Raw genomic sequence first — 25,262 nt, 5'->3', positions numbered from 1 at the left:
GGCTCGGCATGCCGACGGAGGAGTCCGACGAGGTGAGCTTGGGAAGTCGCTTCCACCGGCTCTTCGGCGCCACGCTCGTGTCGTCCGTCGGCACCGGCATGCACGCCGCCGCGTTGCCCCTGCTGGCGTTGCAGACGGGTGGCAGCCCGATGGCGTTGAGCGCCGTCGTCATGGCCGCCGAGATCCCGTGGGTGCTGCTCTCGCTGCACGCGGGCGTCGCGGTGGACCGGCTGGACCGCCGCCGGGTGATGGTGCGGGCCGACCTGGCCCGGTTCGCCGTCCTGGTCGTCCTCGCGGCGCTGGTCCTGACCGGCCGGGTGACCCTGCTGTGGCTGGTGGCCGCGGCGTTCCTGCTGGGCGTCGGCCAGGTCTTCTTCGACATCGCCGCCCAGTCCGCCATCCCGGACTTCGTGTCACGTGATCCGCGCAAGCTCGCGAAGGCGAACGGGCGGATCGTCGCGGCGGAGAGCAACGGCGAGGACTTCGTGGGCCCACCGCTCGGCTCCGCCTTGTTCGGCGTGTGGAACTTCCTGCCGTTCGCCGGCAACGCCCTCTCGTTCGCCGCCAGCGGCCTCCTGCTTGGGCAACGTCTCCGCCACCGCGCAGTTCGCGGTGCTCGCGCTGCTGGCCAAGGAGGTCCTCCACCTGCCGGACTTCGGCTTCGGCCTGCTGCTGACGGCCACCGCCATCGGCGCGACGGCCGGGGGACTGACCGCCGCGGCCGCCACCAGACTTCTCGGCCCCGGCACGGTGATGCTGGTGGTGATGGTCGGGGACCGGTCGGTGCGGCGCTCGGCGGCGTTCTCGCGAGCGTGTTCACCATTCAGGTCACGTACGTGGTCGCCGGTGCGTTCCTCGTCCTGGTGGCGGTGGCCTTCTACCCCTTGCTGAACAACCGCGCACTGGCCAGAGCAACGGACGAGTCGGCCGGGTGAACGACGACGGGGCCGTCTTCGGGAGATGTCCCGAAAACGGCCCCGTCCGCGACCCCCGTCGTCAGGACTGGTCGGACCACCACTTCTGGCCGGTCTCACCAAGGGTGGAGATCGGGTCGTAGTAGGGGTAACGGCGGTTCAACGCCTCCGGGTCCTCCAGCTCGATCCCGGTCCGGTAGTTCTTGGTCCAGTAGGAGATCCCGAGCTCGCGGTCGTACTCCTCGAGCTGGTGCACCCACCGCTTGCCCACGTACGGCACGTCGCAGACGATGCGCGGCGTCGCGTACCCCGGCAGGTAGCCCATGATCGAGTGCTGGAGCTCCTGCGCCTCCCACACCGCCACCCGCCAGTGCTCGGAGTTCGGGATCATGTCGCACATGTAGAAGTAGTACGGCAGGATGTTCGCTTCCCCTTGCAGGGCAAAGCAAAGGTCGAGCAGGTCGTCCGAGGTGGCGTTGACGCCCTTCATCAGCACGCCCTGGTTGCGCACGTCGCGGACGCCGACTTCCAGAGCCGTGCGTGCGGCCTCGGCCACGAGGGGCGTCACGGACTGCGCGTGGTTCACGTGCGTGTGGATGGCCAGGTTGACGCCTCGGCGGGAGGCGGTGCGGGCCACGCGTTCCAGACCCTCGACGACGCGCGGCTGGAGCCAGTGCTGCGGCAGCCCCGCCAGGGCCTTGGTGGCCAGGCGGACGTCGCGGACCGTGTCGATGTCGAGCAGGCGCATCAGGAACGACTCGAGCTGCGGCCACGGCACGTTGGCCACGTCGCCGCCGGAGACCACGACGTCGCGGACGCCGGGGGTCTTCTTCAAGTACTCGATCATCTGGTCCTGGCGGTCCACCGGCTTCAGGGACAGCTTGTGCTTGTCGATCAACGGCGTGCTGTTGCCGACGAGGTCCATGCGGGTGCAGTGGCCGCAGTACTGCGGGCAGGTCGAGACCATCTCGGCCAGGACCTTGGTGGGGTAGCGGTGCGTCAGGCCTTCGACGACCCACATCTCCGCCTCGTGCAACGAGTCGCGCTCGGAGTGCGGGTGGGAGGGCCAGGAGGCGTCGCGGTCCGAGGCGACCGGGAGCATGTAGCGGCGGACGGGGTCCGCGAGGAACGCCTCGGTGAAGGCGTCCGGGGTCAGCGGGGCGTTCACCGCCATGGTGTTGAACATCTGCGGCGGGATCAGCATCGACATCGTCGCGAACGCAGACTGGTCGGCCGCCAGGTCGTCGTAGAACCTGTCGGTGAGCAGGTCGCCCGCGACCTTGCGGAGCTGCTTCACGTTCTTCACGCAGTTCACGCGTTGCCACTGGGCGTCGCGCCACTGCGTCTCGGTCACGTGCGACCAGCCGGGGAAGCGCCGCCAGTCCGGTTCGACCAGCTCACGGCGGACGTACGTGTACGGCTGGCGGTCCAGCCGCTCCAGCGCCATGGGGGCGTCGTGCAGCGCGGTCATCCGTACTCCTCAGCGTCGAGGTCGCGTAAAGATATCCTGTCACATCGCTAGCTCGCCGTAAATATTTCAGCTCAAGACCTGGTCGTGGCCTGGTCGGGAGCAAAGACGCGACCTCGTTCGTTGAAACGGACATGCCCCTCTTCGCGCTGCTGCTGCTCGGGATGTTCGCCGAGATCGCGGTCATGGTCGCCGTCGGCAACGCCATCGGCGGGCTCTGGATGATCGCCCTGCTCCTGGTGGGCACCCTCGTGGGTCTGTCGCTGGTGCGCCGCCAGGGCGCGCAGGTGATGGCGGCGTTCCGCGAGTCGGTGTTCAACCGCCAGCAGCCGCACCAGGAGATGGCCGACGGCGTGCTCATCGCCACGGCCGGCGCGTTGATCATGGTGCCGGGCTTCATCAGCGACGTGGCCGCGTTGTTCCTGCTCTTCCCGCCCACGCGCAGGCTCGTGAGCCGCCGGATCGCGCGCAAGGCCGAGGCCGCGGCGCTCAAGTTCGAGCACGAACGCCGCTTCGGCGCCGGTCAGGTCGTCGAGGGCGAGGTCGTCGACGTGGACGCGGACCCGGTCGTCATCGCGGAACGGCGCGAGCTCACGTGATTCGCGCGTACCGGCCCGCTGACCTGGACGCGCTCTACGACATCTGCCTCGACACCGGCAACGGCGGCCTCGGCGCGCGCCACCTGTTCGAGGACCCGGAGCTGATGGGCCACGCCTTCGTCGGCCCGTACGCGGCGTTCGAACCCGACCTGGTGTTCGTCGCCGAGGACGACGAGGGCATCGCCGGGTACGCGCTCGCGACGGCGGACACCGAGGCGTTCGAGGACCGCTGCGACCGCGACTGGTGGCCCGACCTGCGGGTGCGCTACCCGTTGACCAGGGACCCGAACCGGATCGTGCGGCACATCCACCACCCGCCGCGCGTCGACCCGTTCCTGGTCAGGGACTATCCGGCGCACATGCACGCGAACCTGCTGCCCCGCGCGAAGGGGAGGGGTTTCGGCGGCACGCTCGTGCGCACCGTTCTCGAACGTCTCGAGAAGGGCGTCCACATCCACGTGCGGCACCACAACACACACGCGATCGGCTTCTGGGAACACCTGGGATTCCGCGTGATCGACTCCGCGGACAAGCTCGTCCTGGGGCTGCGCCTCTAGACGACCGGGGCGGGCGAACGCCCGTCAGCCGAGCAGGTCCTTCATCAACAGGTCGAAGTCGAGGACCTCACGCCCGGCGGGCACCGCCGCGTACGTCGAGTCGAGGAACTTCTGCAGCTCCGCCGCCGACAGGTGGAACACCGCGTGCGAGTCCTCGGTGAAGAGCTCCAGCACGAGCACGTCCCCGTCACCGGGCCGCAGCCGCACGTCCCCGAGCCCGGACGGCGCCAGGATGCCGTCCGCGAGCAGCTCGCGGCCGACGAGCCAGCTCGACTCCTGGTCCCGTGCCTGGAACCGCATGGTCACGGCATGGGGATCGTCCGACCGGTACTGGAGGTCGACGCTCATCGGCTCGACCGAGCCGTCCGGCCGGATGAACTCAACGACGGTGGCAGTGCCTACCCGAGTCTCGTTGAACATCGCCGTTCCTCCTCCGCGGTGAGGGTGCTGCCATCAACACGGGTGTGGTCGCGGGGCGGTTCAAGAAATCGCCGAAGTTTTTTCCGAACGCCCTCCCACCTGCGCGTGCTTCTCCCGGAGGCTTCCTGGGTACTGGAGTCGCATGACCGTTTACGGCATCCATGCGTCACATGAGCAGATCCACCCCAGCCGCCTGCTCGACGCCGTGACCAGGGCCGGACAGGCCGGGTTCGGCGCGGCGATGAGCTCCGACCACTTCTCGCCGTGGAGCGCGCGGCAGGGCGAGTCCGGGTTCGCCTGGTCGTGGCTCGGCGCGGCGCTGCAGGCCACGAACCTGCCGTTCGGCGTGGTCACGGCACCGGGCCAGCGCTACCACCCGGCCATCACCGCCCAGGCGATCGGCACCCTCGCCGCCATGTACCCCGGCCGGTTCTGGGCCGCGCTCGGCACCGGCGAGGCCAGCAACGAGCACATCACCGGCGCGGGCTGGCCGCGCAAGGACGTCCGCACGCGCCGGTTGCGCGAGTGCGTCGACGTCATCCGCGCACTCCTCGGAGGCGAGGAGGTCAGCCACGACGGACTGGTCACGGTCGACCGCGCGAAGCTCTGGACCCTGCCGGACGAGGTACCGCTGTTGATCGGCGCCGCCGTGAGCCCCGAGACCGCCCGGTGGTGCGCGGAGTGGGCCGACGGGCTGATCACCGTCAACGCGCCACCGGACCGGTTGCGCACCCTCGCCGACGCCTACCGCGACGCCGGCGGCCGGGGGAAGCTGCACCTCCAGGTGCACCTGAGCTGGGACCCCGATGAGAACACCGCGATCAAGACCGCGCACGAACAATGGCGCACCAACGTGTTCCGCCCGCCTGTGTGCTGGGACCTCGAACTCGCCGAACACTTCGACATCGCCGCCGAGCACGTCACGCCCGATGAAGTCGCCAAGGTCGTGAACGTGTCATCAGACCTGAAGTGGCACATGGAGCAACTGCACACCTACGCCGAACTCGGCTTCGAGGAGATCTACCTGCACCACGTCGGCCAGGACCTGACCGCGTTCGTCGACGCGTTCGGCGAGCACGTCTTACCGGAGGTGACCGCGTGATCCGCACGTCCGACGTCTGGTGGAAGAACGCCGTTCTCTACTGCCTCGACGTGGAAACGTTCACCGACGACGGCTTCCGCGGCGCCACCGAACACCTGGACCACCTCCACGCACTCGGCGTCACGTGTGTGTGGTTGATGCCGTTCTACCCAACCGCCGAAAAAGACGACGGCTACGACATCACCGACTTCTACAACGTCGACCCACGGCTCGGTTCGCTCGGCGACTTCGTGGAGTTCGTGCGCGCCGCACGGGACCGTGGCCTGCGTGTCATCGCGGACCTCGTCGTCAACCACACCTCCGACCAGCACCCGTGGTTCCACGACCCGGAGAAGCGCGACTGGTACGTCTGGGCCGACGAGCCCCAGGACGACGGGCCGCAGGGGATCACGTTCCCCGACAAGGAGAACTCGCTGTGGGAGTACTCCGAGGAGGTCGGGAAGTACTACCTGCACCGCTTCTACAAGCACCAGCCCGACCTCAACGTGTCCAACCCGCAGGTCCGCGACGAGATCGCCCGCATCATGGGCTTCTGGATGGAACTGGGGCTGAGCGGGTTCCGCGTGGACGCCGTCCCGTTCCTGTTGGAGCACAACGACCCGATGGACGCGCTCGCGCTTCCCGACCCGCACGACTACCTCACGGACCTGCGCGCGTTCCTCAACCGCCGCAACGGTGAGGGCGTGCTGCTGGGCGAGGTGAACCTGCCGTACAAGGACATCATGGCGTTCTACGGCCAGGGCGTCGGCGACGAGCTGACCATGTGCTTCGACTTCGTCGGGATGCAGGCGCTGTTCCTGGCTCTCGCCCGCAAGTCGAGCGGACCGCTCACCAAGGCGTTGCAGGAACGGCCGCAACCGCCGCGCGACGGCCACTGGGCGACGTTCGTCCGCAACCACGACGAGCTCACGCTCGACAAGCTGCCGGTCGACGAACGCCAGGAGGTCTTCGACGCGTTCGGCCCGAAACCGGAGATGCAGCTCTACGGGCGGGGCCTGCGCCGGCGGTTGCCGGGCATGCTCGACGGCGACCAGCGCCGCATCCGGATGGTCTACAGCCTGCTGTTCAGCCTGCCGGGCACGCCCGTGCTGTTCTACGGCGAGGAGATCGGGCTGGAGGAGGACCTGTCGCTGGAGGGCAGGCTCGCCGTGCGGGTGCCGATGGACTGGGACGCGGCGGGACGGCAGCGGCACGACCCCGACTCGTTGCTGACCTGGATGCGACGGCTGGTCGAGTGCTACCGCGAGTGCCCAGAGCTCGCGTGGGGTGAGGTGAAGGTGCTCGACGTCGGCGATCCCGCCGTGTTCGCCCATCGCGCCGACTGCGACGGCGGCGCGGTGATCGTCGTGCACAACTTCACCGACCAGGAGATCACCGTGCGCGTTCCCGCCGAGGGGCCGCTCACGAACGTGCTGACCGGGGAGCGCGTGAAGCCCGCGAAGAGCGGGGCCAAGGTCGATCTGGCACCGTACGACTGCCGCTGGTACCGCCTGACCGTCGAGTGATGCTTGCGGAATCTTTACGTCTAGCGTGAAGATATTGCAGAGACAGCGTCGTCGACCGAAGGATTTTCGCGTGAGCGCGTACGGACTGCACCGCGTCCTCGAACCGGCCGGGGTACTGCCGCAGCAGGCGTGGCGGCTCGACGCGGAACCCGTGCCCGCGGCCGACGAGGTGATCGTCGCGGTGGAGCGGCTGAACCTCGACGCGGCGTCGTTCCGGCAGCTCAGGGAGCAGCACGGCAACGGCGCCGCGGTCCGGCAGGCCGTCCTCGACATCGTCGGCGAGCGCGGCAAGATGCAGAACCCGGTCACCGGGTCGGGCGGCATGCTGCTCGGCACGGTGCTCGAGGTCGGGCCGGAGTCGCCGCTCGGGCTCAAGGCCGGCGACCGGATCGCGACGCTGGTCAGCCTCACGCTCACGCCGCTCAGGATCACCGACGGCCTGCAGGACTGGGACGGCGAGGACGAGCAGGTGCCGTGCCGGGGGACCGCCGTGCTGTTCGGGCGGTCGATCGCGGCCGTGCTGCCGGACGACATGCCCAACGAGCTTGCGCTGTCCGTGCTCGACGTGTGTGGTGCACCGGCGCTGACCGACCGTGTGGTGCGCAGGCACCCCGGTGGGTCTGTGCTCGTCCTCGGCGGTGGCGGCAAGTCCGGGTCCCTCTCTCTTGCGGCCGCACGTCAGGCAGGTGCGTCGCGTCTCGTCGCACTGGTGCCCACGGAACGTGAGGCCGCACAGGTCCGTGAGTCCGGCCTCGCCGACGAAGTTGTGATCGCCGACGCACGCAACCCCGTGGCCGTTGCGGAAGCAGTGGGCAAGCAGGTCGATGTCACGGTCGTGTGTGTGGACGTGCCCGGCTGCGAGCACGGCGCCATCCTCGCGACCGCGGACGGCGGCACCGTGATCTTCTTCTCGATGGCCACCTCGTTCAGCGCGGCCGCCCTCGGTGCGGAGGGGCTCGCCGCCGACGTGGAGATGATCGTCGGCAACGGCTATGTGCCTGGTCACGCCCAGTTCGCGTTGGACCTGGTCCGGAGCCGGGCGGGTGTGCGGGCCCTCTTCGAGCAACGGCAGACTGCGTGACGTGAGTACGCAACTTTTGGTCGGCGGCCGCATCTACGCACCGGATGCGACGGCGATGGCCGTCACGGACGGCGTCGTCGTGTGGATCGGACAGGACTCGGTCGGGCACGCGCTGCACCCCGACGCCGAGGTCATCGAGCTGGGCGGCGCGTTCGTCGCGCCCGCGTTCGTCGACGCGCACGTGCACGCCACGTCCGCCGGCCTGCTGCTGACCGGCCTCGACCTGACGAAGACGTCCTCGGTGAACGACCTGCTCGACGCCGTGCGCGCCGCTCCCGGTCCGCTCGTCTGGGGTCACGGCTGGGACGAGACGCGGTGGAGCGAGAACCGCGCGCCCACGCGCGCCGAGATCGACGAGGCCGCGCAGGGCAAGACAGTCTACCTGTCGCGCATCGACGTGCACTCCGCGCTGGTGTCGTCGGACCTGGTCACCGACGAGGCCCGCCACGCCGACGGGTACTCCGAAGACGGCCCTCTCTCGCGCGCTGCCCACCACCACGTGCGCGGCACGGCGAAAGCCGCCATCACGTCCGAACAACGTCAGGCCGCACAACTGGCGTTTCTGCGCCACGCTGCGTCCATGGGCATCGCGTCCGTGCACGAGTGCGCCGGTCCGGACATCTCCGGCGAGGACGACCTGCGTGAGCTCCTCGCGCACACCGAGGGGCCCGAGGTCGTGGCCTACTGGGGTGCCGCCGAACCGCCCGGCGTCGAGGTGCGCGGCCTCGCCGGCGACCACTTCGTCGACGGCGCCCTCGGCTCGCGCACGGCCGCGCTGACCGAGCCCTACGCGGACGCCGCCACGTCCGGAGCGCTCTACCTGGACGGACGCCAGATCGCCGACCACCTGATCCGGTGCGACGAGCTGGGGATCCAGGCCGGGTTCCACGTCATCGGCGACGCGGGCATGGCCGCCGTCATCGAGGGCTTCGAGCTCGCCGAGAAGGCCATCGGCACGCCGTCGCTCGCGTCCGCGCGGCACCGCCTCGAACACGTCGAGATGGTGTCGGAGGAGCAGGCCGCGAAACTGGCGGGGTGGGGCGTCATCGCGTCCGTCCAGCCGTTGTTCGACGCCGAGTGGGGCGGGCCGGCCGGGATGTACGTGCAGCGCCTCGGACCTGAGCGCGGAGTGGGGCTCAACCCCTTTTCGAAACTCGCCGCCGCAGGCGTCGCGCTCGCGTTCAGCTCGGACACCCCGGTGACCGCCATCGACCCGTGGGCCGCCGTGAAGGCCGCCGTGCACCACCGCACCGAGGGCCACGGCATCTCGCCACGCGCCGCGTTCACCGCCCACACCCGCGGCGGCTGGCGGGCGGCGGGCGTGAACGACGGCCTGACCGGCACGTTGCAGCCCGGCGCGCCCGCGACGTACGCGGTGTGGGAGACCGGTGACCTCGTCGTCGCCGGGTCCGACGCCCGCGTGCAGCGCTGGTCGACCGACCCGCGTTCGGGCGTGCCCGGCCTGCCCGACCTCACCGGTCCCGCGCCCGTCTGCGTGCGGACCGTCCTGAACGGCCGGACGATCTACGAGAGGAAGTGACTCATGGCGTTGCTCGACCTCGACCCGCAGGTGGTCGCCGGTGCGCGCGAACTCGCGGCGCGGGCGGCCGAACCGGTGGTGTCCCTCGCGAAGGCGCACACCACGGTCGCCGTCGAGCGCGCCACCCTCCGCCTCGCGGGCATCACCGGCGCGGACTCGACGCACCGCGCCGGTGACGTGCCGTGGGTCAACCGCGTGATCGACACCGTGCGCGAGCAGTGCGGGCTGGAGCACGGCGTCGTGCTGCCGGCGTTCCACGCGTTGCGGCAGCACGACCTCGGCTCTTTGACGGAACTCGCCGAGGCCACGGCGGCGGGCCAGATCCAGTTCACGATCCCGACCGGCAAGGACCTGACGGCGGCGCGGAAAGCCTCGACCTCGGCTGTCGCAAGAGGACTGAAGACCGTTGACCGCAACAAGGTCCAGCGCGACAAGCTCGTCGCCAAGCTCGGTGATCCCGCGCAACGGCCGTGGATCTACCTGATCGTCGCGACCGGCGACATCGACGAGGACGTCGTCCAGGCGAAGAACGCGGCCCGCGCGGGCGCCGACATCATCGCGGTGATCCGGTCGACCGGGCAGTCGCTGCTCGACTACGTGCCGGAAGGCGCGACGCACCACGGGTTCGCGGGCACCTACGCCACGCAGGAGAACTTCCGGATCATGCGCGCGGCGCTCGACGACGTGTCGAAGGAGGTCGGCCGGTACGTGCGGCTGACCAACTACGCGTCCGGCCTGTGCATGCCGGAGATCGCGGTGCTGGCGGGACTCCAGCGCCTCGACATGATGCTGAACGACTCGATGTACGGCATCTTGTTCCGCGACATCAACCCGATCCGCACGTTCGTCGACCAGCGGTTCTCCCGCCAGGTGCACGCCCGCGCGGGCATCATCATCAACACCGGCGAGGACAACTACCTCACCACCGCGGACGCCGTCGACGCCGCCCACACCGTCACCGTCTCGCAGTTGCTGAACGAGCACTTCGCTCACGAGGCGGGACTGCCCGACCACCTGCTGGGCCTCGGGCACGCGTTCGAGATCAACCCGAAGGTGCCCGACTCGTTCCGGCTGGAGCTCGCGCACGCGTTGCTGGCCCGCGAGCTCTTCCCGGACGCGCCGCTGAAGTGGATGCCGCCGACCAAGCACATGACCGGCGACGTGTTCGACGGCTACCTGCTGGACGGGTTCTTCAACCTCGCGGGTGTCCTGACAGGACAGTCGATCCTGTTGGTGGGCATGATGACCGAGGCGGTCGTGACGCCGTTCCTCTCCGACCGCGACCTGGCGCTGAAGAACGTCCGGTACGTGCTGAACGCGGCGGGCAGCCTCGCGGAGGACTTCCGCCCGGCGCCGGACGGCCTGATCGTCAAGCGCGCGCACCAGGTGCTCGGCGAGGCCGTGGACCTGCTCGGGCGGATCGTGGACGACGGCCTGCTGAACGCGATCGCCGACGGCACGTTCGGGTTGATGAAACGCCCGGCGGACAAGGGCAAGGGCGCGGACGGCGTGGTCGAGAAGGCCTCCGGTTACTTCAACCCGGCCTCGGAGATGCTGGAGGCGAACGATGTCTGACGCGAAGAAGTACGTGCGGCCGTACGGCGACACCACCGGCGACGGCATGATCCAGACGTCGTTCACGCTGCCCGTCCCGTTCGGCCCCAAGGCGGACGGCGCGGCGTTGCAGCTCGCGAACAAGATGGGCATGGACCCCGCGATGGTGGTCCACTCGAACCCCATCGGCGACGACTTCACGTTCTTCGTCGTCTACGGCTCGGTGAAGCACCTGGTGGACCTGGACGAGGTCAAGGTCGTCGAGCGCGAGTACCCGCTGCTGTCACCGTCCGAAGTGAACTCGATGCTGAAGAAGGTGTTGCGGCGCAAGCTCGTCGTCGTCGGCGGCTGCATCGGCACGGACGCGCACACGGTCGGCATCGACGCGATCCTCAACATCAAGGGCTTCGCCGGCGAGAAGGGCCTGGAGTACTACCGCGAGCTGAAGGTCGTGAACCTCGGCGCGCAGGTCAGCGTTCCGGAACTGGTGCGGTCCGCCCGTGCCGAGAAGGCCGACGCGGTGCTGATCTCGCAGGTCGTGACGCAGCGGGACGCGCACATCCTGAACACGCAGGAGATGTCGGCGGCGTTCCGCGAGGCGATGGGGGACCGGCGACCGCTGCTCGTCGCCGGCGGCCCGCGCTTCGACCCGTTGATGGCGGGCGAACTCGGGGTTGACCGGGTGTTCAGCCGGGGTACCACGCCTGGTGAGGTCGCGAGCTACCTGGTGCACGCGATGCAGGAGAAGAAGGGGGTCGCCGCGTGAGCGGAGCTTTGGTCGAGGGTTTCGCGGTGACGCACCGCCGTTATGTGCCGCACTCGCACGCGCATTACGGGGGCAACCTGGTCGACGGTGCGTACGGGCTCGGCATGTTCGGCGACGTGGCCACGGAGTTGCTGATCCACACCGACTCCGACGAGGGGCTGTTCGCGGGCTACAGCTCGGTCGAGTTCGCGGCGCCGATCCAGGCCGGTGACGTCGTCGAGGTGACGGCGACGCTGGTGCGGATCGGGACGCGGTCGCGGGAGATCGAGTTCGAGGCGCGGGTGGTGTGCCGGTCCGCGCCCGAACGCGGTCCGTCGGCGGCCGACGTGCTCGCGGAGCCGATCGTGGTGACGCGCGCCCGCGGCACGGTCGTCGCGCCGAAAGCCGCGGAATAGCTCCAGAACTCGGCCCGGACCGCGCCGGCGGCACGAGCGTCCGGGTGCCGGGCAGAACAATCCGCGCTGAATTGACCGCAACCTCCGCCGCCTTCTCCCGTTGGTCAATACAGAAGGCGCTACATGCGGGGAGGACGCGGCGTGGTGAAGATCGACCACCAGGGGGACACACCTCCGTACGAGCAGGTGCGCGTGCACTACGCACACGCCATCTCGAACCGGGAGCTGCCGGTGGGAGCGAAACTGCCGACGGTGCGTGCCCTGGCGAAAGACCTGGGTCTGGCGGTCAACACGGTGGCGCGCGCCTACCGCGAGCTGGAGGAGGCCGGCCTCGTCGAGACGAGAGGCCGCGCCGGCACGGTGGTCAGCGCGAACGGCGACAGCAACCGCGAACGCGTGCGCGCGGCGGCGGCCCAGTACGCGGCGATGTCCGCGGAACTGGGCCTCGCGCCGCAGGAAGCCCTGGAGATCGTCCGCGCGGCTTTCCGCGCCTGAGTCGTTCTTCCGGATGCAGCGCGGTTTCTGAACCGCGACGTTCCACATAGGTCATCACCGTGATCACGTCGGCTGCCGGCGTGATCACGAAGCCGTGCGCGCGTCTGATCGTCGTCCGCCGCACCGGGAGTGCGCTGCGGGGTCGGCCCCTGCTCCATGCGAGTGATCACATCCGCCCTGGTAGTCACCCGTTCGCGAGCCTCACGAGGCGTCTTGACAGAGCTAGGCTGCCCCGTGGATCGTGAATAACTGATTCGTCAGTCAATTTAGGGGTGCGAGATGGGGCGGACCGTCCGCGACGGCCTGCGGCTCACGGCCGAGCAACAGCAGTTCGTCGAGCTGGCCAGGGAGTTCGCCGCGCGCGAGATCCGGCCGCGCGGGCGGGCCGTGGACGAGGCGGACACCGAGTCGCCGCTCGACGTGTGGGAGAAGGCGGCGGCACTCGGGCTGACGTCGTTCATGCTGCCGGAGAAGTTCGGCGGCGGTGGCGTCACCGACCTGCTCACCCAGGTGCTGATCCAGCAGGAGCTGTGCCACGGCGACATCGGCATCGGCAACCTGGTCACGTCCAACGGGTTCTTCAGCGCGCCGGTCGAGCACCTCGGCACGCCAGAGCAGCAGGAGCGGTTCCTCACGCCGCTCTCCGGTGCGAAACCGCCGCTCACCGCCGTCGCCGTGACCGAGCCCGGCAGCGGTTCGGACGCGGCGAGCATCCAGACGTCCGCACGGCGCGAGGGCGACGAGTACGTCCTCAACGGACAGAAGACGTGGATCTCCAACGCGCCGTACGCCGAGACGTTCGTGATCTTCGCGACCGTCGATCCGGCGCTGAGGTCCCGTGGTGTCACGGCTTTCGTCGTGCCGCGGTCGGCGCCGGGGCTCACGGTCGGGCCGCCGTTCCAGAAGATGGGGCAGCGCGCGATCGTCAACGCCGAGGTGTTCCTCGACGACGTGCGGGTGCCCGTCGCGGACCGGCTCGGCGAGGAGGGGCAGGGGTTCGCGGGGCTGATGCGGACGTTCGACGCGTCGCGCATCCTGATCGGCGCGGCCACCACGGGACTCGCCCGTGCCGCGCTGGACTTCGCCACCGCGTACGCGCACGAGCGGGTGCAGTTCGGCGTGCCGATCGTCCAGCACCAGGCGGTCGCGTTCCGGCTGGCGGACATGGCGACCCGCGTCGACACCTCGCACCTGCTCACCGTGCGGGCGGCGACGCTGTACGACGACGGGCACGCGGTGGCGCAGGAGTCGGCGATGGCCAAGCTCGTCGGCTCGGAGAACGCCATGTGGTGCACGCACGCCGCCGTGCAGACGTTGGGGGGATACGGATACTCCCGCGAGTACCCCGTCGAACGCTGGATGCGCGACGCCAAGCTCGAGGAGATCGAGGAAGGCACCTCGGACATCCAGCGCCTGATCATCTCCCGCGGCCTCGGTGCGAGATGATCTTCTCCGATCCCGCGTCCGTCGCCGTCGTCGGCGCCAGCGACGATCCCGCCAAGTGGGGTCACTGGCTCGCCCGCGGTGCCCTCGACGGCCACGAACGCCGCGCGGTGCACCTGGTCAACCGCGGTGGCGGCGCGGTGCTCGGACGGCCGACCGTGCGGTCGCTCTCCGAGCTCGACGAGGCCCCCGAACTGGTCGTGCTGGCCGTGCCCGCCGCGCACGTGCCGGCCGTGGTGGACGAGGCGCTGGCCGTGGGGGTGCGCGGGTTCGTGGGCATCCCGGCGGGGATCGACGAGGCCGTCATCGGCCGGATCCGCGAGGCGGGCGCCCGGCTGCTCGGGCCGAACTGCCTGGGGGTGTTCGACGCGGCGACGTCGTTGCACCTCGCGTGGGGCCGGTTCCAGGCCGGGTCGCTCGGGGTGGTGTCGCAGAGCGGGCAGGTCGGGCTGGAGATCGCCGGGCTCGCGGCGTCGACGGGGATAGGCGTCAGCAGGTTCGTCTCGGTCGGCAACCAGGCGGACGTGACGGCCGCGGAAGCGTTGCGGGACCTGGTGTCCCACGACCTGACCACGGTCGTGGGCGTCTACCTGGAGAGCTTCGGCCCCGGCATCGTGGCGGCCATGTCGGACCTGCGCGCGGCCGGGAAACCCGTGGTGCTGCTGACCGTCGGGTCGTCCCTCGCGGCCCAGGAGGCCGCGCGCACGCACACGGGGGCGCTCACGTCCTCTTTGGACGTCGTCGACGCGGCCTGCCGCCGGGCGGGCGCGGTGCGGGTGACGACGCCCGCGGCGCTGGTCGACCTGGCGTCGGTGCTGGCCTCTGGGGTGCCGGGTGGGGGCAGGGTGGGGGTTATCTCGGACTCCGGTGGTCAGGGCGCGATCGCCGCCGACCTCGCGGTGGCGGCGGGTCTCGCGGTGCCGCAACTGTCTGTTGTGGACGGACTGCCCGCCGGCGCGTCGGTGCGCAACCCGATCGACCTCGCCGGCGCGGGCGAGCAGGACCTCGCCAACTACGCGCGGGCCGTGGAGGTGCTGGCGCGCGGCGGTGAGATCGACACCGTGGTGCTGTCCGGGTACTTCGGCAGCTACGGCGAGGACACGCCGTCGCTGGAGTCGGCGGAGGTGACCATCGCGTCCCGGATCTGTTCGGTGGCACGGGAGACCGGCGTTCCCGTGGTGGTGCACAGCATGCGCGCGGACTCCGCCGCCGTCCGGGCGTTGCGTGCGGGCGGGGTGCCCGTGCAGCACACGATCGAACGCGCGATGGCCGCTCTGGGCAACGCCCATCGGTTGACCGGGCACACCGCGGAGGTGGTTGCGCGCGTCACGACGTCCACGCCGTACGAACCCGGCTACCTGGCGGCGCGCGAGCTGCTGCACTTCGTGCGGTTTCCCGAGGCCCACGCCGTGACGTCGGTCGAGGACGTGACGGGCACGCGGCTGACCGGGCCGTTCGCGCTCAAGGCCGACTGGCTCCCGCACAAGAGCGAGCACGGCGGCGTGAAGATCAACCTCGCCGACCCCGCGGCGGCGTTCGACGAGATGCGCGCGAGGCTCGGGCCGGGCACGTACGTGCTGGAGGAGATGGACACGCGCGACCACACCGTGGAACTGATCATCGGCGCCAAGCGCGACCGGTCGTTCGGCCCGGTCGTGCTCGTCGGCGCGGGCGGCGTCCACGCGGAGCTGCTGAGGGACACCGCGGTCGAGCTCGCCCCCGTGACCCCCGCGACGGCGACGGACATGGTGGCACGCCTCATCTCTGCCCCACTCCTGTCAGGCACGCGTGGCGCCCCGCCGGTCGACGTGGCAGCGTTGGCCGAGGTGATCGCGCAGATCTCCGAGACGCTGGCGGCCAGACCTGACCTGGCCGAGATCGAGCTCAACCCCGTGCGCGTGGGGCCGGACGGCGTCCTGGCGGTGGACGCGCTGGTCATCCCCTCCAGCGAAGTGAACGATTCGAGCGGACGACGCGTGGCATGAGCATGACCCCACCTCGCCTCAGCGGCGCCGACGCACTGGTGCGCGCCCTGGTGGCCCACGGCGCAGACCTGGTCTTCGGCATCCCGGGCACGCACAACCTCGGCATCTACCGGGCGTTGGCGGCGCACGACGTGAAGCACGTGACGCCCCGCCACGAACAGGGCGCGGGCTTCGCGGCGGACGGCTACGCCCGCGTGACCGGCAAGCCCGGCGTGTGCCTCACGACGAGCGGCCCCGCGGTGCTGAACGCGATGACCGCGGTGACCCAGTCCTATTCGGACTCGGTGCCGGTGCTGCTCATCTCGCCGGGCATGCCGTTGCGGCATCCGGGCCGTGGCAACGGCATGCTGCACGAGGTGCGCCACCAGAGCGTCGCGCTGGAGGCCGTGATCGGGTACTCGAACCGCGTCCAGAGCGTCGCCGAGATCCCGCTGGCCGTGGCGCAGGCGTACGCGCACATGACGTCAGGCCGGCCGCGCCCAGCCCACCTGGAAATCCCGCTGGACCTCATCGACGCCATCGACGGGGTTACAGAAGTACCCCCACTGGTCCTCGCCCACCCACCCGCCGACGCCGTCACGATCGCCGCCGCAGCAGGACGCCTCAACGCGGCCACCGCGCCGGGCATGATCATCGGCGGCGGCGCCAAGGCCGCGGCCGAGCAGATCACGGCACTGGCCGAACGCCTGGGCGCTCCGGTCGTGACCACGGCCAACGGCAAGGGCGTCGTCTCCGAGCACCACCCGCTCTCGATAGGCGCGGGCCTGCACCACAAGGCGGTCGCGGACTTCGTGGCCGAGTGCGACGCAGTCCTCGCCATCGGCACCGAGCTGGCCTCCACCGACCTCTGGAACGGCCCGCTGAAGTTCCCCGGCGACCTCATCCGCATCGACGTGGACCCGGCCCAGATGATCACCAACGCGCTGCCCGACTACCCACTGGTAGGCGACGCCGAGGCCACCGTAGCGGCCCTGAACCAACGCCTGGGCAACTCCTCAGCGCCCTACGACACCACCAGAGCCGACCGCTGGCGCAAGCTCTTCACCAAGCACGCCAGAACCCAAGGCACCCCATGGCTACCCCTAGTAGGGTCATTGACAGACGCCCTGGCCCCAGGCGCCATCATCGCCGGCGACAGCGCCATGGCCTGCTACTACGGCGCCCTGTCAAACCTGCGCCTGGACAGCCCGGCAAGCTTCCTCTACCCGACCGGCTTCGGCACCCTCGGCTACGGCCTGCCAGCCGCCATCGGCGCGAAGATGGCGGCCCCACACCGCCAGGTAGTCGCCCTGCACGGCGACGGCGGCGTCATGTTCACCCTCGCCGAACTGGCCACGGCGGCCCAGGAACGCCTGCCGCTGCCGGTGATCGTCGCGGACAACGGCGGCTACGGCGAGATCCGCCGCGAGATGGTCGACCGCAGCGAACCGGTGCACGGCGTGAACCTCCCCGGCGTCGACTTCGTGAAGGTCGCGCGCGGCCTCAACTGCCACGGCGTCACCGTGGACGACGAGGACCGGCTCACCGTAGCGCTGCGCAAGGCGTTCACCGCGGACCGTCCGACGGTGATCCACGTGACGGGGGACCTGGCAGGCGCCTGACCGTCCTTGATTTGTCCAGAAACGACCCTGCCCGGCGTGGGATCATCCCCGGATGGCGCGCGACGACCTGGGGTTCAGCACCGGCGACGTCACCGGCTCGGTGTTCCAGGCCCAGCACATCCACGGCGACGTGTACGTGCACCCCAGCAAGACCCCGAGGCCTGTCCACGACCCGCCGTCGAGCTGGGACGACGTCCCTGAACCGCCGCCGGAGATCCAGTCGTTGCTGTGGGCACAACTCCACGCCGCGCATGAGACCCCGTACCGCCTGCCGGGCGCCCGCAAACCGTCCCTGGACACCGTCTACGTGCGCCAGGACCTGGGCAACGCTGTGGACGAACCCGAGACACCCCGTCAAGGCCCCGTCCTGGATGACGACGGCCGGCTGATCGAGACGCCGACCCGCCCGGCCGTGCGCATCACCGTCCGCCCGCCGTCACGCGCGATGAGCACCGCCCTCGACGCGGACGACCACCTCGTCGTCACCGGCGGCCCCGGCCTGGGCAAGTCCACCCTGACCCTGCGCCTCGCCGCAGACATCGCCCAGAACTGGAAAACCCGCGCGGACACCGCCCCATTGGCTGAACCCGTGATCCCGCTGCGGATCACCGCCCGCGCCCTGGCCGCACGTCTGGATCTCCCGTTCGCCCAGGCCCTAGCCGACAGCGCCGCCGCCGAGTACGGCCAACTCCTGCGCGAACCCGTGGACCAGGACCTCTTCACCACTCGCCCGCTCGGCTGCCGCTGGCTCCTGCTGGTAGACGGCTTGGACGAGGTTTCCGACCCGGACCAGCGCCTCCGACTGGTCAACGCCCTCGCCGCCTGGGCTTCTGACGACGCCTACCGCCTCCTGCTCACCACCCGCCCCACCGAAGGCGGCGCACTGGCGGCCCTGCATCGCATCAGCGCAGTCCGCTACGAGATCCAGCCCTTCGACGCCACAGCCCTCCGCCGTTTCGCCGCCAACTGGTTCCCCGACGAGGACGCCCACCGCTTCCTGCGCCAGATCCGCGAGGCACACCTCGACGAACTCCTCCAGGTCCCCCTGCTCGCTACGATCGCCGCCATCATCTACGGCGAGTACACCGCAGAACCTTTGCCAGGCAACCAATACTCCCTCTACGTCACCTACCTCGCCCACATCCGCCGCGACCAACCAGACCGCTTCGACCGCGAAAGCCTCCTCGAACACCTGGCCCGAGTCCGCCTGGAAACCGAACTCCCACTCCTGCCTACCGCGCGTGCCTTCGTCGGTGAAGAAATGTGGTCAGAGGACTTGCTCGACTATCTGCTCTCCGTCGGCCCGTTCATCCTGCGTGGCGATGACCTCCAGTTCCTGCACCAGAGCTTCGCCGAACATCTCGCCGCCACGTCCCGGGCCCGCGAACTCCCCGATGAGTTCTGTCCAGAGGCGTTCGCAGACCTCCTGCACGCGGCCAATGCCCGCGAGTCGGGCCGCTTCGCCCGAGCCGTCCTCCTCCACCACTCCCGCCTGCACCCGACAGAAGCGGACCACCTCCTGGCCTGGCTGCACCAAGGAGATGCCTCCCAACACCTCCTGGCCGCCCGCCTACTGGCTCACCACCTAACGGCCTCGCCCGCGGAGACCGAGTCGTTCCTCGCCACGGTCGGCGGCTGGGCCATGACCACCCACACCGACGCGCCAGAAATGCTCGCCGAGGCGACACGAGCCACCCGCTACCCAGACCTTGTGCAGTGGCTGAGCAACCTGATGCACCAGAACAACGCTCCGTCGCGCTCGCGTACCGAGTGCGCCGCCGCTCTCGCGATTCGCGTGAGAGGACCGCACAGCGCGGAAGCTACGAGATTCTTGCGGCTCTTGGTAGACGCTCCCAAGGCGTTGGTAAGCGATCGACTCAAGGCCGCAGAGGCGCTTGCGCAGTGCGGATCTGCCGAACGAGATACGGCCGAACGCGGCCTGCGCGAAGTACTTACAGACCCGGACGTCGGCGACGTGTCCCTGCGAGTCGCTGCTGTCGTGCTGGCGGCGTTCGACGGCGAGGCACGCAAGTTCGCGATCGACTCTCTAATCCGCGTTCTGTCCGATGAGGACTCACGGCCGGGCCACATCACGGAAGCGGCAACAGGCCTTCTCGAAATCAACCCTGAGTTCGCCGACTTCTGCGTTCACCACCTCCTAATCGTCTTACGCGGTGCGGAAGGAACCGCGCACTGCTGGGATACAGCGGCGCTCAGTTTGGCCTCAATCAGCCCCGCACACCTCGATCAGGCGGCCGCCGTACTCGCCAAGCACGTGACCAACCGTAGTCTGTCAGCACGCGGCCAGGTCCGAGCGGCGCGGGCATTGAGCGAGCTGGGATCACAGCACCGTCGCACTGCCGGTCGGCTGATCGCGGCGATGGCGGCGGGTGCGCGCCGGGCGTTCGACCGGTCTGTCCTGCTCGGATTCCTGGTGAGCTACCAGCCGGAACGCGACGCGGCACTAGCTGGACTGCGGGCGATGCTCTCCGAACGCCACCAGGACTGGAACAACGTTGCGTGGGCGGCCGAAGCTTTGGGTGCTGTCGGGCCTGCCTACCGAAGTGAGGTGGCCGAAGCTCTGCTGGCATCCAAGCCACCACACGGCTCGCACGACCATCTCACGATGCTGGACGAGCTCGTTCGCCTTGGCGAGCCGCATCGGGCGCGCGCGATTGCCGAACTTCGCGATCTGCTTGCCGATGCTGCGGTGTCCGCCGTGGTGCGGCGCCGTGCCGCAGACGCTCTCATCCGGTCGGGTTTGGACTTTCACCCGGAAGCGATCTCGTGGCTGAGGCACCTCATCTTCGAGGAACCGAGGGCGTACTACGAACTGTGTCGCACCAGTGCGGGTCGCGAAGCCCTCGCAGGGCTGCTGGAGGACGCTCGATCGGAGGAATCGGACGCGGTATATGTCCTGGCAGCGACCGTGGCAAATCTGGACGGCGTGAGGGCGGATGACGCGGTGGAGGTGTTGCGCGCGGTTGTCCGCGACCGGAACCGATCGATGCACGCCCGCGTCGTTTCAGCCGGTGGGCTCAGTGTGCTGGCAGCACGATTCGACCGCGAGTCAGCTGTCGAGCTGAGCCGGATGATCATCGGTGAGCCGATGATCACCGACTTTGTCTATGCCGTCACATACCACTCCAGCAACGGTCCCGGCCCTCGCAATGAGCTCGCGCGCGCACTGTTTGCGGTGCTCGTCGACAGCCGCACTTCTGTTGAACGTCGCCAAAGCGCGGTGCAGGCACTGCAAGGTCTGGGGTATGGCGAGGAACAGGAGACCTTGGCGGCCCTCCAACGCCTGGCTGAGTTCCCCGGCGTTCATCCCGAGCATCGGGCGGAAGCGGCGGTCCGGATCGCGTCCTGGATGCCTGATCACCTTGGACTCGCGGCGGACCTGGTTGCGTCTGCTGCGAGGTATTTCACTGATGAGCGTTTGAAGACCGTGGTCGGTGACCTGCGTTCGTCCGATATGGACTTAACATTAAGGTTCCGTGCTCAGCTTGCCGCCGATGCGACGGTCCTAGGGCAGCGCATCGCCGCTGCCACTGTGCTCGAAGACGTAGACGAACTGCGCCGGATCGCTTGTGACGAGACTGTGTCTTACGGGGCAAGGGAATGGGCGTACGAGAGTCTCACGCAGGCGATCGAGTTCCATCGGTCGGTGCTGGACGACGCAGATGTTCCGGTCGAGGAGCGAGGCCAAGCGGCTTGTGCTCTGGCGAGGCTGGACAGGAGAACCTGGCCGTCCTCGATCGACGCTCTGTGGAGGCTGGCTGTGGACCCCGGCATCACTGCAGAAGAGCGCGCGAAGACGTTGCGGTATCAGAACTTTCTGCTTCGTCCGCGTCCGGAGCGGTACAAGCGGGCGGTGATCGAGGTCTTGCGAGGGCCTGACGTCCTGGGTGAGTCGTGGCGCTCACTTATTGGCACGCTGGACCGCGCGGTGCGTACCGATCTCGAACGCACCCGGCTGCACATCAGGTCGATCTCGATCGAGGATCGGGTGCCAACTGCCGACCAGTGGGACGATCTGCCGTTGCGCGACGAGGCTGTCGCGGAGATCCGAGATGTCCTCGCCGGTCCCGAGACGATGTGCAGGGAGCGGATTCGAGCTGCGGTCGCCCTGTTCGGGATCTCGTTCACGCATCACGCCGAGGCTGTCGCGGTGCTCGAACGATTGCCGGGAAGGGTTGCGCGGAACGCGCTTTCAAGGATGGGCGAGGCGCAGTGGTGGCTGGTGCGTGACGAGGCGTTCGCCGAGGTGGTGGACGTGAGTCTCTCGCGTCGGGTTCGTGGGCAGGCCGCCCAGGTACTCGGGGATCTTCGCGTCGACGTGCCGAGCGACGTGTGGCTGAATCGGATCGACGGGTTGGCGGCCTATGAGGACATCGATGCACTGCGGTGTGTTCGGGATACTGGGGAGCTGGCTGAGCAGGTGCGAGCGGCTGAAGTGCTGCGGACGCGTACGCGGGATGACCGGGTTGCCGGCATGCAGGTGCTTGCGCGGGTGGCGACGGACGGGGCGGTGCGGCCTGCGTTGCGGGTTTGGTCGGTCGGGCATCTGTTGAAGTTCGGGGCTGCCGGGAGGAAGGAGGCGGCGGCCATCGCGCGGGCGATGATGGCTCATGAGGGGCTTCCTGTGTTGGTTCGGGCCAAGGCCGCTTCAGTTCTCTGGCAGGCCGCGCGCACGGCGCTGCGGGAAGTGCTCGCCACCCTCACGGAACTGGCCTCGGTGGCTGACCCGCTGCGGCGGGTTGAGGTGTTGAGGCGGCTGGGGGCGGTGGACTCCGCGAGGGCGGTGGAGTTGTTGCGGGGCGTTGAGGGCGGACCCGTGGTGCGAATGCGGAGTGCTCGGGCTGCGGTCGGCCTCAGGCACGATCAGCGGGAGTGGGGCTCGGTGGTGGCTCGGGCGGTGGCGTGGGATGAAGGGGTTGCTCGGCACGTCAGGTGTGGTGCGGCTCGGGATCTGGCGTTGTGGAGTGCGTTGATGCGGGAGGACGCGCGGGGGCTGTTGGTCCGGTTGAGGGACGCGTGCTCGGAATAACAGGTGCGCGGTTGACGTTCTCTGCTATGGTTCGTTCATACCGGCGGTGTGCGGGAGCACACGTAAGGACCGGATCAGCTGCTGGACCATCTCAGATCCGCAGCGAAGACCCCTCCAGTTTCTCACGCTGGCGGACCTGTATTCGAAGCGCTCTCCTCCGAAAGCGGCCACACGACGTGGCCGGGGAGTCGATGAGGCGCACCTGAAGCAACCCTCCTGAAAGGACAGTATCGATGGACATCGGTGTACTCGACGTACGTAACAACAAGGCGTTTCTCGTTGGCGGGCCTCAGGTTCCGCAGGCGCTCGTGCGGCAGTTCGACCTGCGGCGCGGCGACCGGATCAGCGGGGAGGCCGAGAACGACAGGCTCACGAGCGTTGACACGGTCAACGGGCGTGCGCCGCACAAGAGGCCTCGGTTCGAGGATCTGACGCCGCTTTATCCCAACGAGAGGTTGTGGTTGGAGCACGATCCTGAAGAGCTCACGAGTCGGGCGATCGACCTGGTCATGCCGGTCGGGAAGGGGCAGCGGGCGCTCGTCGTCGCGCCGCCCAAGGCTGGTAAGACCATTGTGCTGCAACAGATCGCGCAGGCGATCGCCAAGAACAACCCCGAGGTGCACCTGATCGTGGCGCTCGTCGGCGAACGGCCCGAAGAGGTCACCGACATGCGCACGACGATTCCTGGGGAGATGTTCACCTCCACCTTCGACGAGCACCCCGGCGAGCACATCCGGGTCGCGGAGCTGGCGGTCGAACGGGCCAAGCGGCTCGTCGAGGACGGCCAGGACGTGGTGATCCTGCTCGACTCGCTCACGCGGCTGGGGCGGGCCTACAACCTCGCGCAGCCCAACGGTGGCCGGATTCTCAGCGGTGGCATCGACGCGCGGGCTCTCACGCCGCCCAAGCAGTTCCTCGGCGCGGCGAGGAACATCGAGGGCGGTGGCAGCCTGACGATCTTCGCCACGGCGTTGGTGGAGACCGGGTCGCTGGCCGACACCGCGATCTTCGAGGAGCTCAAGAGCACCGGCAACGCCGAGCTGAAGCTGGATCGCAAGGCCGCCCAGCGCCGGATCTACCCCGCGATCGACCTCACGCAGTCGAGCACGCGCAAGGCGGAGCTCATCACCTCGAAACAAGAAATGGCCATCATGGACGCGGTGCGCCGGGTCATGGCGGACCGGGACATCGACGTGATCGTCGAAGGCCTGCGCAAGACCCGGAGCAACGCCGAGTTCCTCATGCAGATGTCGAAGTGAGCTCCCGGTCACGAGCGCGCGTCGGGGAACCCAAGGCGTAGAACAGGAAACCGATGCCGATCACGATCAGCAGCGGCACCACCTGCGAGAGCGTGTACTCGGTCCGCTGGCCCTTGAACGCCGACGGCAGCTCCGCCGGCCAGATCAGCACCACGACGGTGAACGCGACCAGGCCCGTGGTCAGGATCGTCACCAGCCAGGCGAACGGCGCGCGGAACGGGCGGTCCGCGCCGGGCATCCGGTAACGCAGCACCAGCATCGACGGGAACGTCAGCAGGTAGCTGATGAACGTCGTGCAGATCACCAGTGCGAGGCCCGCGGTGAAGTACTTCTCGGAGTCGCCGCCGCTGAGGTTCAGCGCCGTCACCAGCACCACGGACGCCAACACTCCCGAAAGGACGTTCACCCGGACCGGGGTGCCGTGCTTCTCGGAAAGCCGCCCCAGGTAAGCAGGTCCGGAACCATCGGCGCACGCCACGGCCTGCGCGCGGTGCGCACCGATCGCCCACGACACACCGGAAGTCAGCACGCCGACGATCAACCCGGCCGCGCACACGCTGCCCAGCACGGCGCCGGCCCCCGTCAGCGTCACGGTCCCGTCCGCGGCCACGGACCCGCCGTAGACCGTCAGCACCTGCTTGGCCGCGTCGATGAACCCGCCCAGCCCCTGGATCTGCGAGGCGGGCACCACCAGCAGGATGCCGAGAATCGGGCCGCCGTACAGGAAGAACGCCGACAGCCCCGCCCGCAGGATCGCGAACGGCACGGTGCGCTGCGGATCCGTCATCTCCTCGGTCGCGGTGGACGGCAGCTCGAAGCCCACGTAGTTGAAGATCAGCACGGGCACCAGCACGACGAACCCCGACCAGGTCGGCACGAAATCGTTCCCTGCCAACGGTTGCACGCCGTTCTTCACCGCGTACACGACCACCGAGATCATGAAGAACCCCAGCAGCACGATGCGCGCGAACGCACCCGCGATGGGCACCCACTTGCCGACGTGCAACGACGCCGCCACCGCAGCGACGCCGACCCAGATGAACACCAGCCCGGCGACGAGCTTGCCCACCGTGCCCAGCGGCAGGAAGAACGTCTCGAACGTCGTCACGGCGATGATCGCCAGCGTCCCGCCCATCCACAGGGGGTTCGACAGCCAGTAGAGGACCTGGTTCACGCCGGCCGCGAGCCGCCCGTACGCGAGCTTCGTCCACACGTACGGCCCGCCCTCGACCGGGAACGCCGTGCCGAGCTCGGTCGTCAGGAACCCGTACGGCAGGAAGAACACCACCGCGAGGATCACCATCCACACGAGCCCCTGGGGCCCGCTGGCCGCCACGCTGCCGATCGTGTCGAGGCCGACGAGGGTGCAGAGCAGGTAGAACGTCACGTCCGTGCGCCGGAGCGACTTGCGCAGGTGCGTGCGTTCGCTGAGCCAGTTGCCGCTGAGAGGCTGTACCTCGCTCACGGGCCCTCCAGATGGTTAACTGATTCGCCAGTCAGTTATTTGCGACGGCCACTGTGACCGCGG

General features: G+C 69.1%; 19 protein-coding genes. 16 read left to right on the top strand and 3 right to left on the bottom strand.

Annotated features, from left to right (window positions below; translation table 11 throughout):
• Positions 1-8: 8 nt before the first annotated feature.
• Positions 9-935, top strand: a complete 927-nt coding sequence (locus ACQEU1_RS10785; RefSeq protein ID WP_433198902.1) for an MFS transporter — start codon at positions 9-11, stop codon at positions 933-935.
• 61 nt (positions 936-996) lie between these two features.
• Here the strand turns inward: ACQEU1_RS10785 and ACQEU1_RS10780 are convergent, their stop codons facing one another.
• A complete protein-coding gene (locus ACQEU1_RS10780; protein WP_433198900.1) occupies positions 997-2,385 on the bottom strand; it encodes a KamA family radical SAM protein in 1,389 nt (462 codons plus the stop codon).
• A 131-nt stretch (positions 2,386-2,516) separates the two neighbouring features.
• On the opposite strand from ACQEU1_RS10780, the gene ACQEU1_RS10775 reads away from it, so the two are divergent.
• A complete protein-coding gene (locus ACQEU1_RS10775; RefSeq protein WP_433198898.1) occupies positions 2,517-2,981 on the top strand; it encodes an FxsA family protein in 465 nt (154 codons plus the stop codon).
• The gene (locus tag ACQEU1_RS10770; protein ID WP_433198896.1) at positions 2,978-3,538 is read left to right on the top strand and encodes an N-acetyltransferase family protein; all 561 of its coding nucleotides are present in this window, start codon (positions 2,978-2,980) and stop codon (positions 3,536-3,538) included. Before ACQEU1_RS10775 ends, ACQEU1_RS10770 begins: the two co-directional genes overlap by 4 nt.
• A 24-nt stretch (positions 3,539-3,562) precedes the next feature.
• Here the strand turns inward: ACQEU1_RS10770 and ACQEU1_RS10765 are convergent, their stop codons facing one another.
• On the bottom strand, positions 3,563-3,958 hold the full coding sequence (locus tag ACQEU1_RS10765; protein ID WP_433198894.1) for an SsgA family sporulation/cell division regulator: 396 nt from the start codon (positions 3,956-3,958) through the stop codon (positions 3,563-3,565).
• A 142-nt stretch (positions 3,959-4,100) separates the two neighbouring features.
• Between ACQEU1_RS10765 and ACQEU1_RS10760 the strand changes: the two genes are divergently transcribed.
• The 13 genes from ACQEU1_RS10760 (at position 4,101) to rho (ending at position 23,734) form a co-directional block, all read left to right on the top strand.
• Complete coding sequence (locus ACQEU1_RS10760; protein WP_433198892.1) at positions 4,101-5,060, top strand: TIGR03885 family FMN-dependent LLM class oxidoreductase; 960 nt, start codon at positions 4,101-4,103, stop codon at positions 5,058-5,060.
• On the top strand, positions 5,057-6,565 hold the full coding sequence (locus tag ACQEU1_RS10755) for an alpha-amylase family protein (protein ID WP_433198890.1): 1,509 nt from the start codon (positions 5,057-5,059) through the stop codon (positions 6,563-6,565). Before ACQEU1_RS10760 ends, ACQEU1_RS10755 begins: the two co-directional genes overlap by 4 nt.
• Before the next feature lie 70 nt (positions 6,566-6,635).
• On the top strand, positions 6,636-7,646 hold the full coding sequence (locus ACQEU1_RS10750; RefSeq protein WP_433198888.1) for an L-erythro-3,5-diaminohexanoate dehydrogenase: 1,011 nt from the start codon (positions 6,636-6,638) through the stop codon (positions 7,644-7,646).
• Positions 7,639-9,186: an amidohydrolase gene (locus ACQEU1_RS10745; protein ID WP_433211425.1), complete on the top strand. Its 1,548-nt coding sequence runs from the start codon at positions 7,639-7,641 to the stop codon at positions 9,184-9,186. Before ACQEU1_RS10750 ends, ACQEU1_RS10745 begins: the two co-directional genes overlap by 8 nt.
• 3 nt (positions 9,187-9,189) lie before the next feature.
• A complete protein-coding gene (locus ACQEU1_RS10740; protein ID WP_433198886.1) occupies positions 9,190-10,761 on the top strand; it encodes a lysine 5,6-aminomutase subunit alpha in 1,572 nt (523 codons plus the stop codon).
• Positions 10,754-11,506, top strand: coding sequence for an OAM dimerization domain-containing protein (locus ACQEU1_RS10735; RefSeq protein ID WP_433198884.1), 753 nt, complete (start codon positions 10,754-10,756; stop codon positions 11,504-11,506). Before ACQEU1_RS10740 ends, ACQEU1_RS10735 begins: the two co-directional genes overlap by 8 nt.
• Positions 11,503-11,901: a hotdog domain-containing protein gene (locus tag ACQEU1_RS10730; protein WP_433198882.1), complete on the top strand. Its 399-nt coding sequence runs from the start codon at positions 11,503-11,505 to the stop codon at positions 11,899-11,901. Before ACQEU1_RS10735 ends, ACQEU1_RS10730 begins: the two co-directional genes overlap by 4 nt.
• A gap of 123 nt (positions 11,902-12,024) precedes the next feature.
• A complete protein-coding gene (locus ACQEU1_RS10725; RefSeq protein WP_382439001.1) occupies positions 12,025-12,396 on the top strand; it encodes a GntR family transcriptional regulator in 372 nt (123 codons plus the stop codon).
• A gap of 279 nt (positions 12,397-12,675) precedes the next feature.
• Positions 12,676-13,842, top strand: coding sequence for an acyl-CoA dehydrogenase family protein (locus tag ACQEU1_RS10720; RefSeq protein ID WP_433198880.1), 1,167 nt, complete (start codon positions 12,676-12,678; stop codon positions 13,840-13,842).
• Complete coding sequence (locus tag ACQEU1_RS10715) at positions 13,839-15,824, top strand: acetate--CoA ligase family protein (protein ID WP_433198878.1); 1,986 nt, start codon at positions 13,839-13,841, stop codon at positions 15,822-15,824. The genes ACQEU1_RS10720 and ACQEU1_RS10715 overlap by 4 nt, the downstream gene beginning before the upstream one ends.
• Positions 15,821-17,425: a 5-guanidino-2-oxopentanoate decarboxylase gene (locus tag ACQEU1_RS10710; protein WP_433198876.1), complete on the top strand. Its 1,605-nt coding sequence runs from the start codon at positions 15,821-15,823 to the stop codon at positions 17,423-17,425. Before ACQEU1_RS10715 ends, ACQEU1_RS10710 begins: the two co-directional genes overlap by 4 nt.
• Positions 17,426-17,477: 52 nt before the next feature.
• Positions 17,478-22,475 carry an NACHT domain-containing protein gene (locus ACQEU1_RS10705; protein ID WP_433198874.1) on the top strand — a complete coding sequence of 1,666 codons (4,998 nt, stop codon included), beginning with the start codon at positions 17,478-17,480 and terminating at the stop codon, positions 22,473-22,475.
• Positions 22,476-22,708: 233 nt separating this feature from the next.
• Positions 22,709-23,734: a transcription termination factor Rho gene (gene rho / locus ACQEU1_RS10700; RefSeq protein ID WP_433198872.1), complete on the top strand. Its 1,026-nt coding sequence runs from the start codon at positions 22,709-22,711 to the stop codon at positions 23,732-23,734.
• Here rho and ACQEU1_RS10695 read toward each other — a convergent pair.
• Positions 23,715-25,199 (bottom strand): APC family permease, encoded by a 1,485-nt coding sequence (locus ACQEU1_RS10695; protein ID WP_433198870.1) that lies wholly within the window; start codon positions 25,197-25,199, stop codon positions 23,715-23,717. The two genes, rho and ACQEU1_RS10695, sit on opposite strands and share 20 nt — an antisense overlap.
• Positions 25,200-25,262: the final 63 nt, after the last annotated feature.

Source organism: Lentzea sp. CA-135723, assembly GCF_050936595.1.
Lineage (GTDB): Bacteria > Actinomycetota > Actinomycetes > Mycobacteriales > Pseudonocardiaceae > Lentzea.
The sequence above is the reverse complement of the archived record's forward strand: the minus strand, read 5'-3'. Positions and strand labels throughout refer to the sequence as shown.

What these genes read in the sequence shown, in the direction of transcription:
- ACQEU1_RS10785 (WP_433198902.1), top strand. Translation starts at nt 9, where the DNA reads ATGCCGACGGAGGAGTCCGACGAGGTGAGCTTGGGAAGTCGCTTCCAC.
- ACQEU1_RS10780 (WP_433198900.1), bottom strand. Translation starts at nt 2,385, where the DNA reads ATGACCGCGCTGCACGACGCCCCCATGGCGCTGGAGCGGCTGGACCGC.
- ACQEU1_RS10775 (WP_433198898.1), top strand. Translation starts at nt 2,517, where the DNA reads ATGCCCCTCTTCGCGCTGCTGCTGCTCGGGATGTTCGCCGAGATCGCG.
- ACQEU1_RS10765 (WP_433198894.1), bottom strand. Translation starts at nt 3,958, where the DNA reads ATGTTCAACGAGACTCGGGTAGGCACTGCCACCGTCGTTGAGTTCATC.
- ACQEU1_RS10760 (WP_433198892.1), top strand. Translation starts at nt 4,101, where the DNA reads ATGACCGTTTACGGCATCCATGCGTCACATGAGCAGATCCACCCCAGC.
- ACQEU1_RS10740 (WP_433198886.1), top strand. Translation starts at nt 9,190, where the DNA reads ATGGCGTTGCTCGACCTCGACCCGCAGGTGGTCGCCGGTGCGCGCGAA.
- ACQEU1_RS10735 (WP_433198884.1), top strand. Translation starts at nt 10,754, where the DNA reads ATGTCTGACGCGAAGAAGTACGTGCGGCCGTACGGCGACACCACCGGC.
- ACQEU1_RS10725 (WP_382439001.1), top strand. Translation starts at nt 12,025, where the DNA reads ATGCGGGGAGGACGCGGCGTGGTGAAGATCGACCACCAGGGGGACACA.
- ACQEU1_RS10720 (WP_433198880.1), top strand. Translation starts at nt 12,676, where the DNA reads ATGGGGCGGACCGTCCGCGACGGCCTGCGGCTCACGGCCGAGCAACAG.
- ACQEU1_RS10715 (WP_433198878.1), top strand. Translation starts at nt 13,839, where the DNA reads ATGATCTTCTCCGATCCCGCGTCCGTCGCCGTCGTCGGCGCCAGCGAC.
- ACQEU1_RS10710 (WP_433198876.1), top strand. Translation starts at nt 15,821, where the DNA reads ATGAGCATGACCCCACCTCGCCTCAGCGGCGCCGACGCACTGGTGCGC.
- ACQEU1_RS10705 (WP_433198874.1), top strand. Translation starts at nt 17,478, where the DNA reads ATGGCGCGCGACGACCTGGGGTTCAGCACCGGCGACGTCACCGGCTCG.
- rho (WP_433198872.1), top strand. Translation starts at nt 22,709, where the DNA reads ATGGACATCGGTGTACTCGACGTACGTAACAACAAGGCGTTTCTCGTT.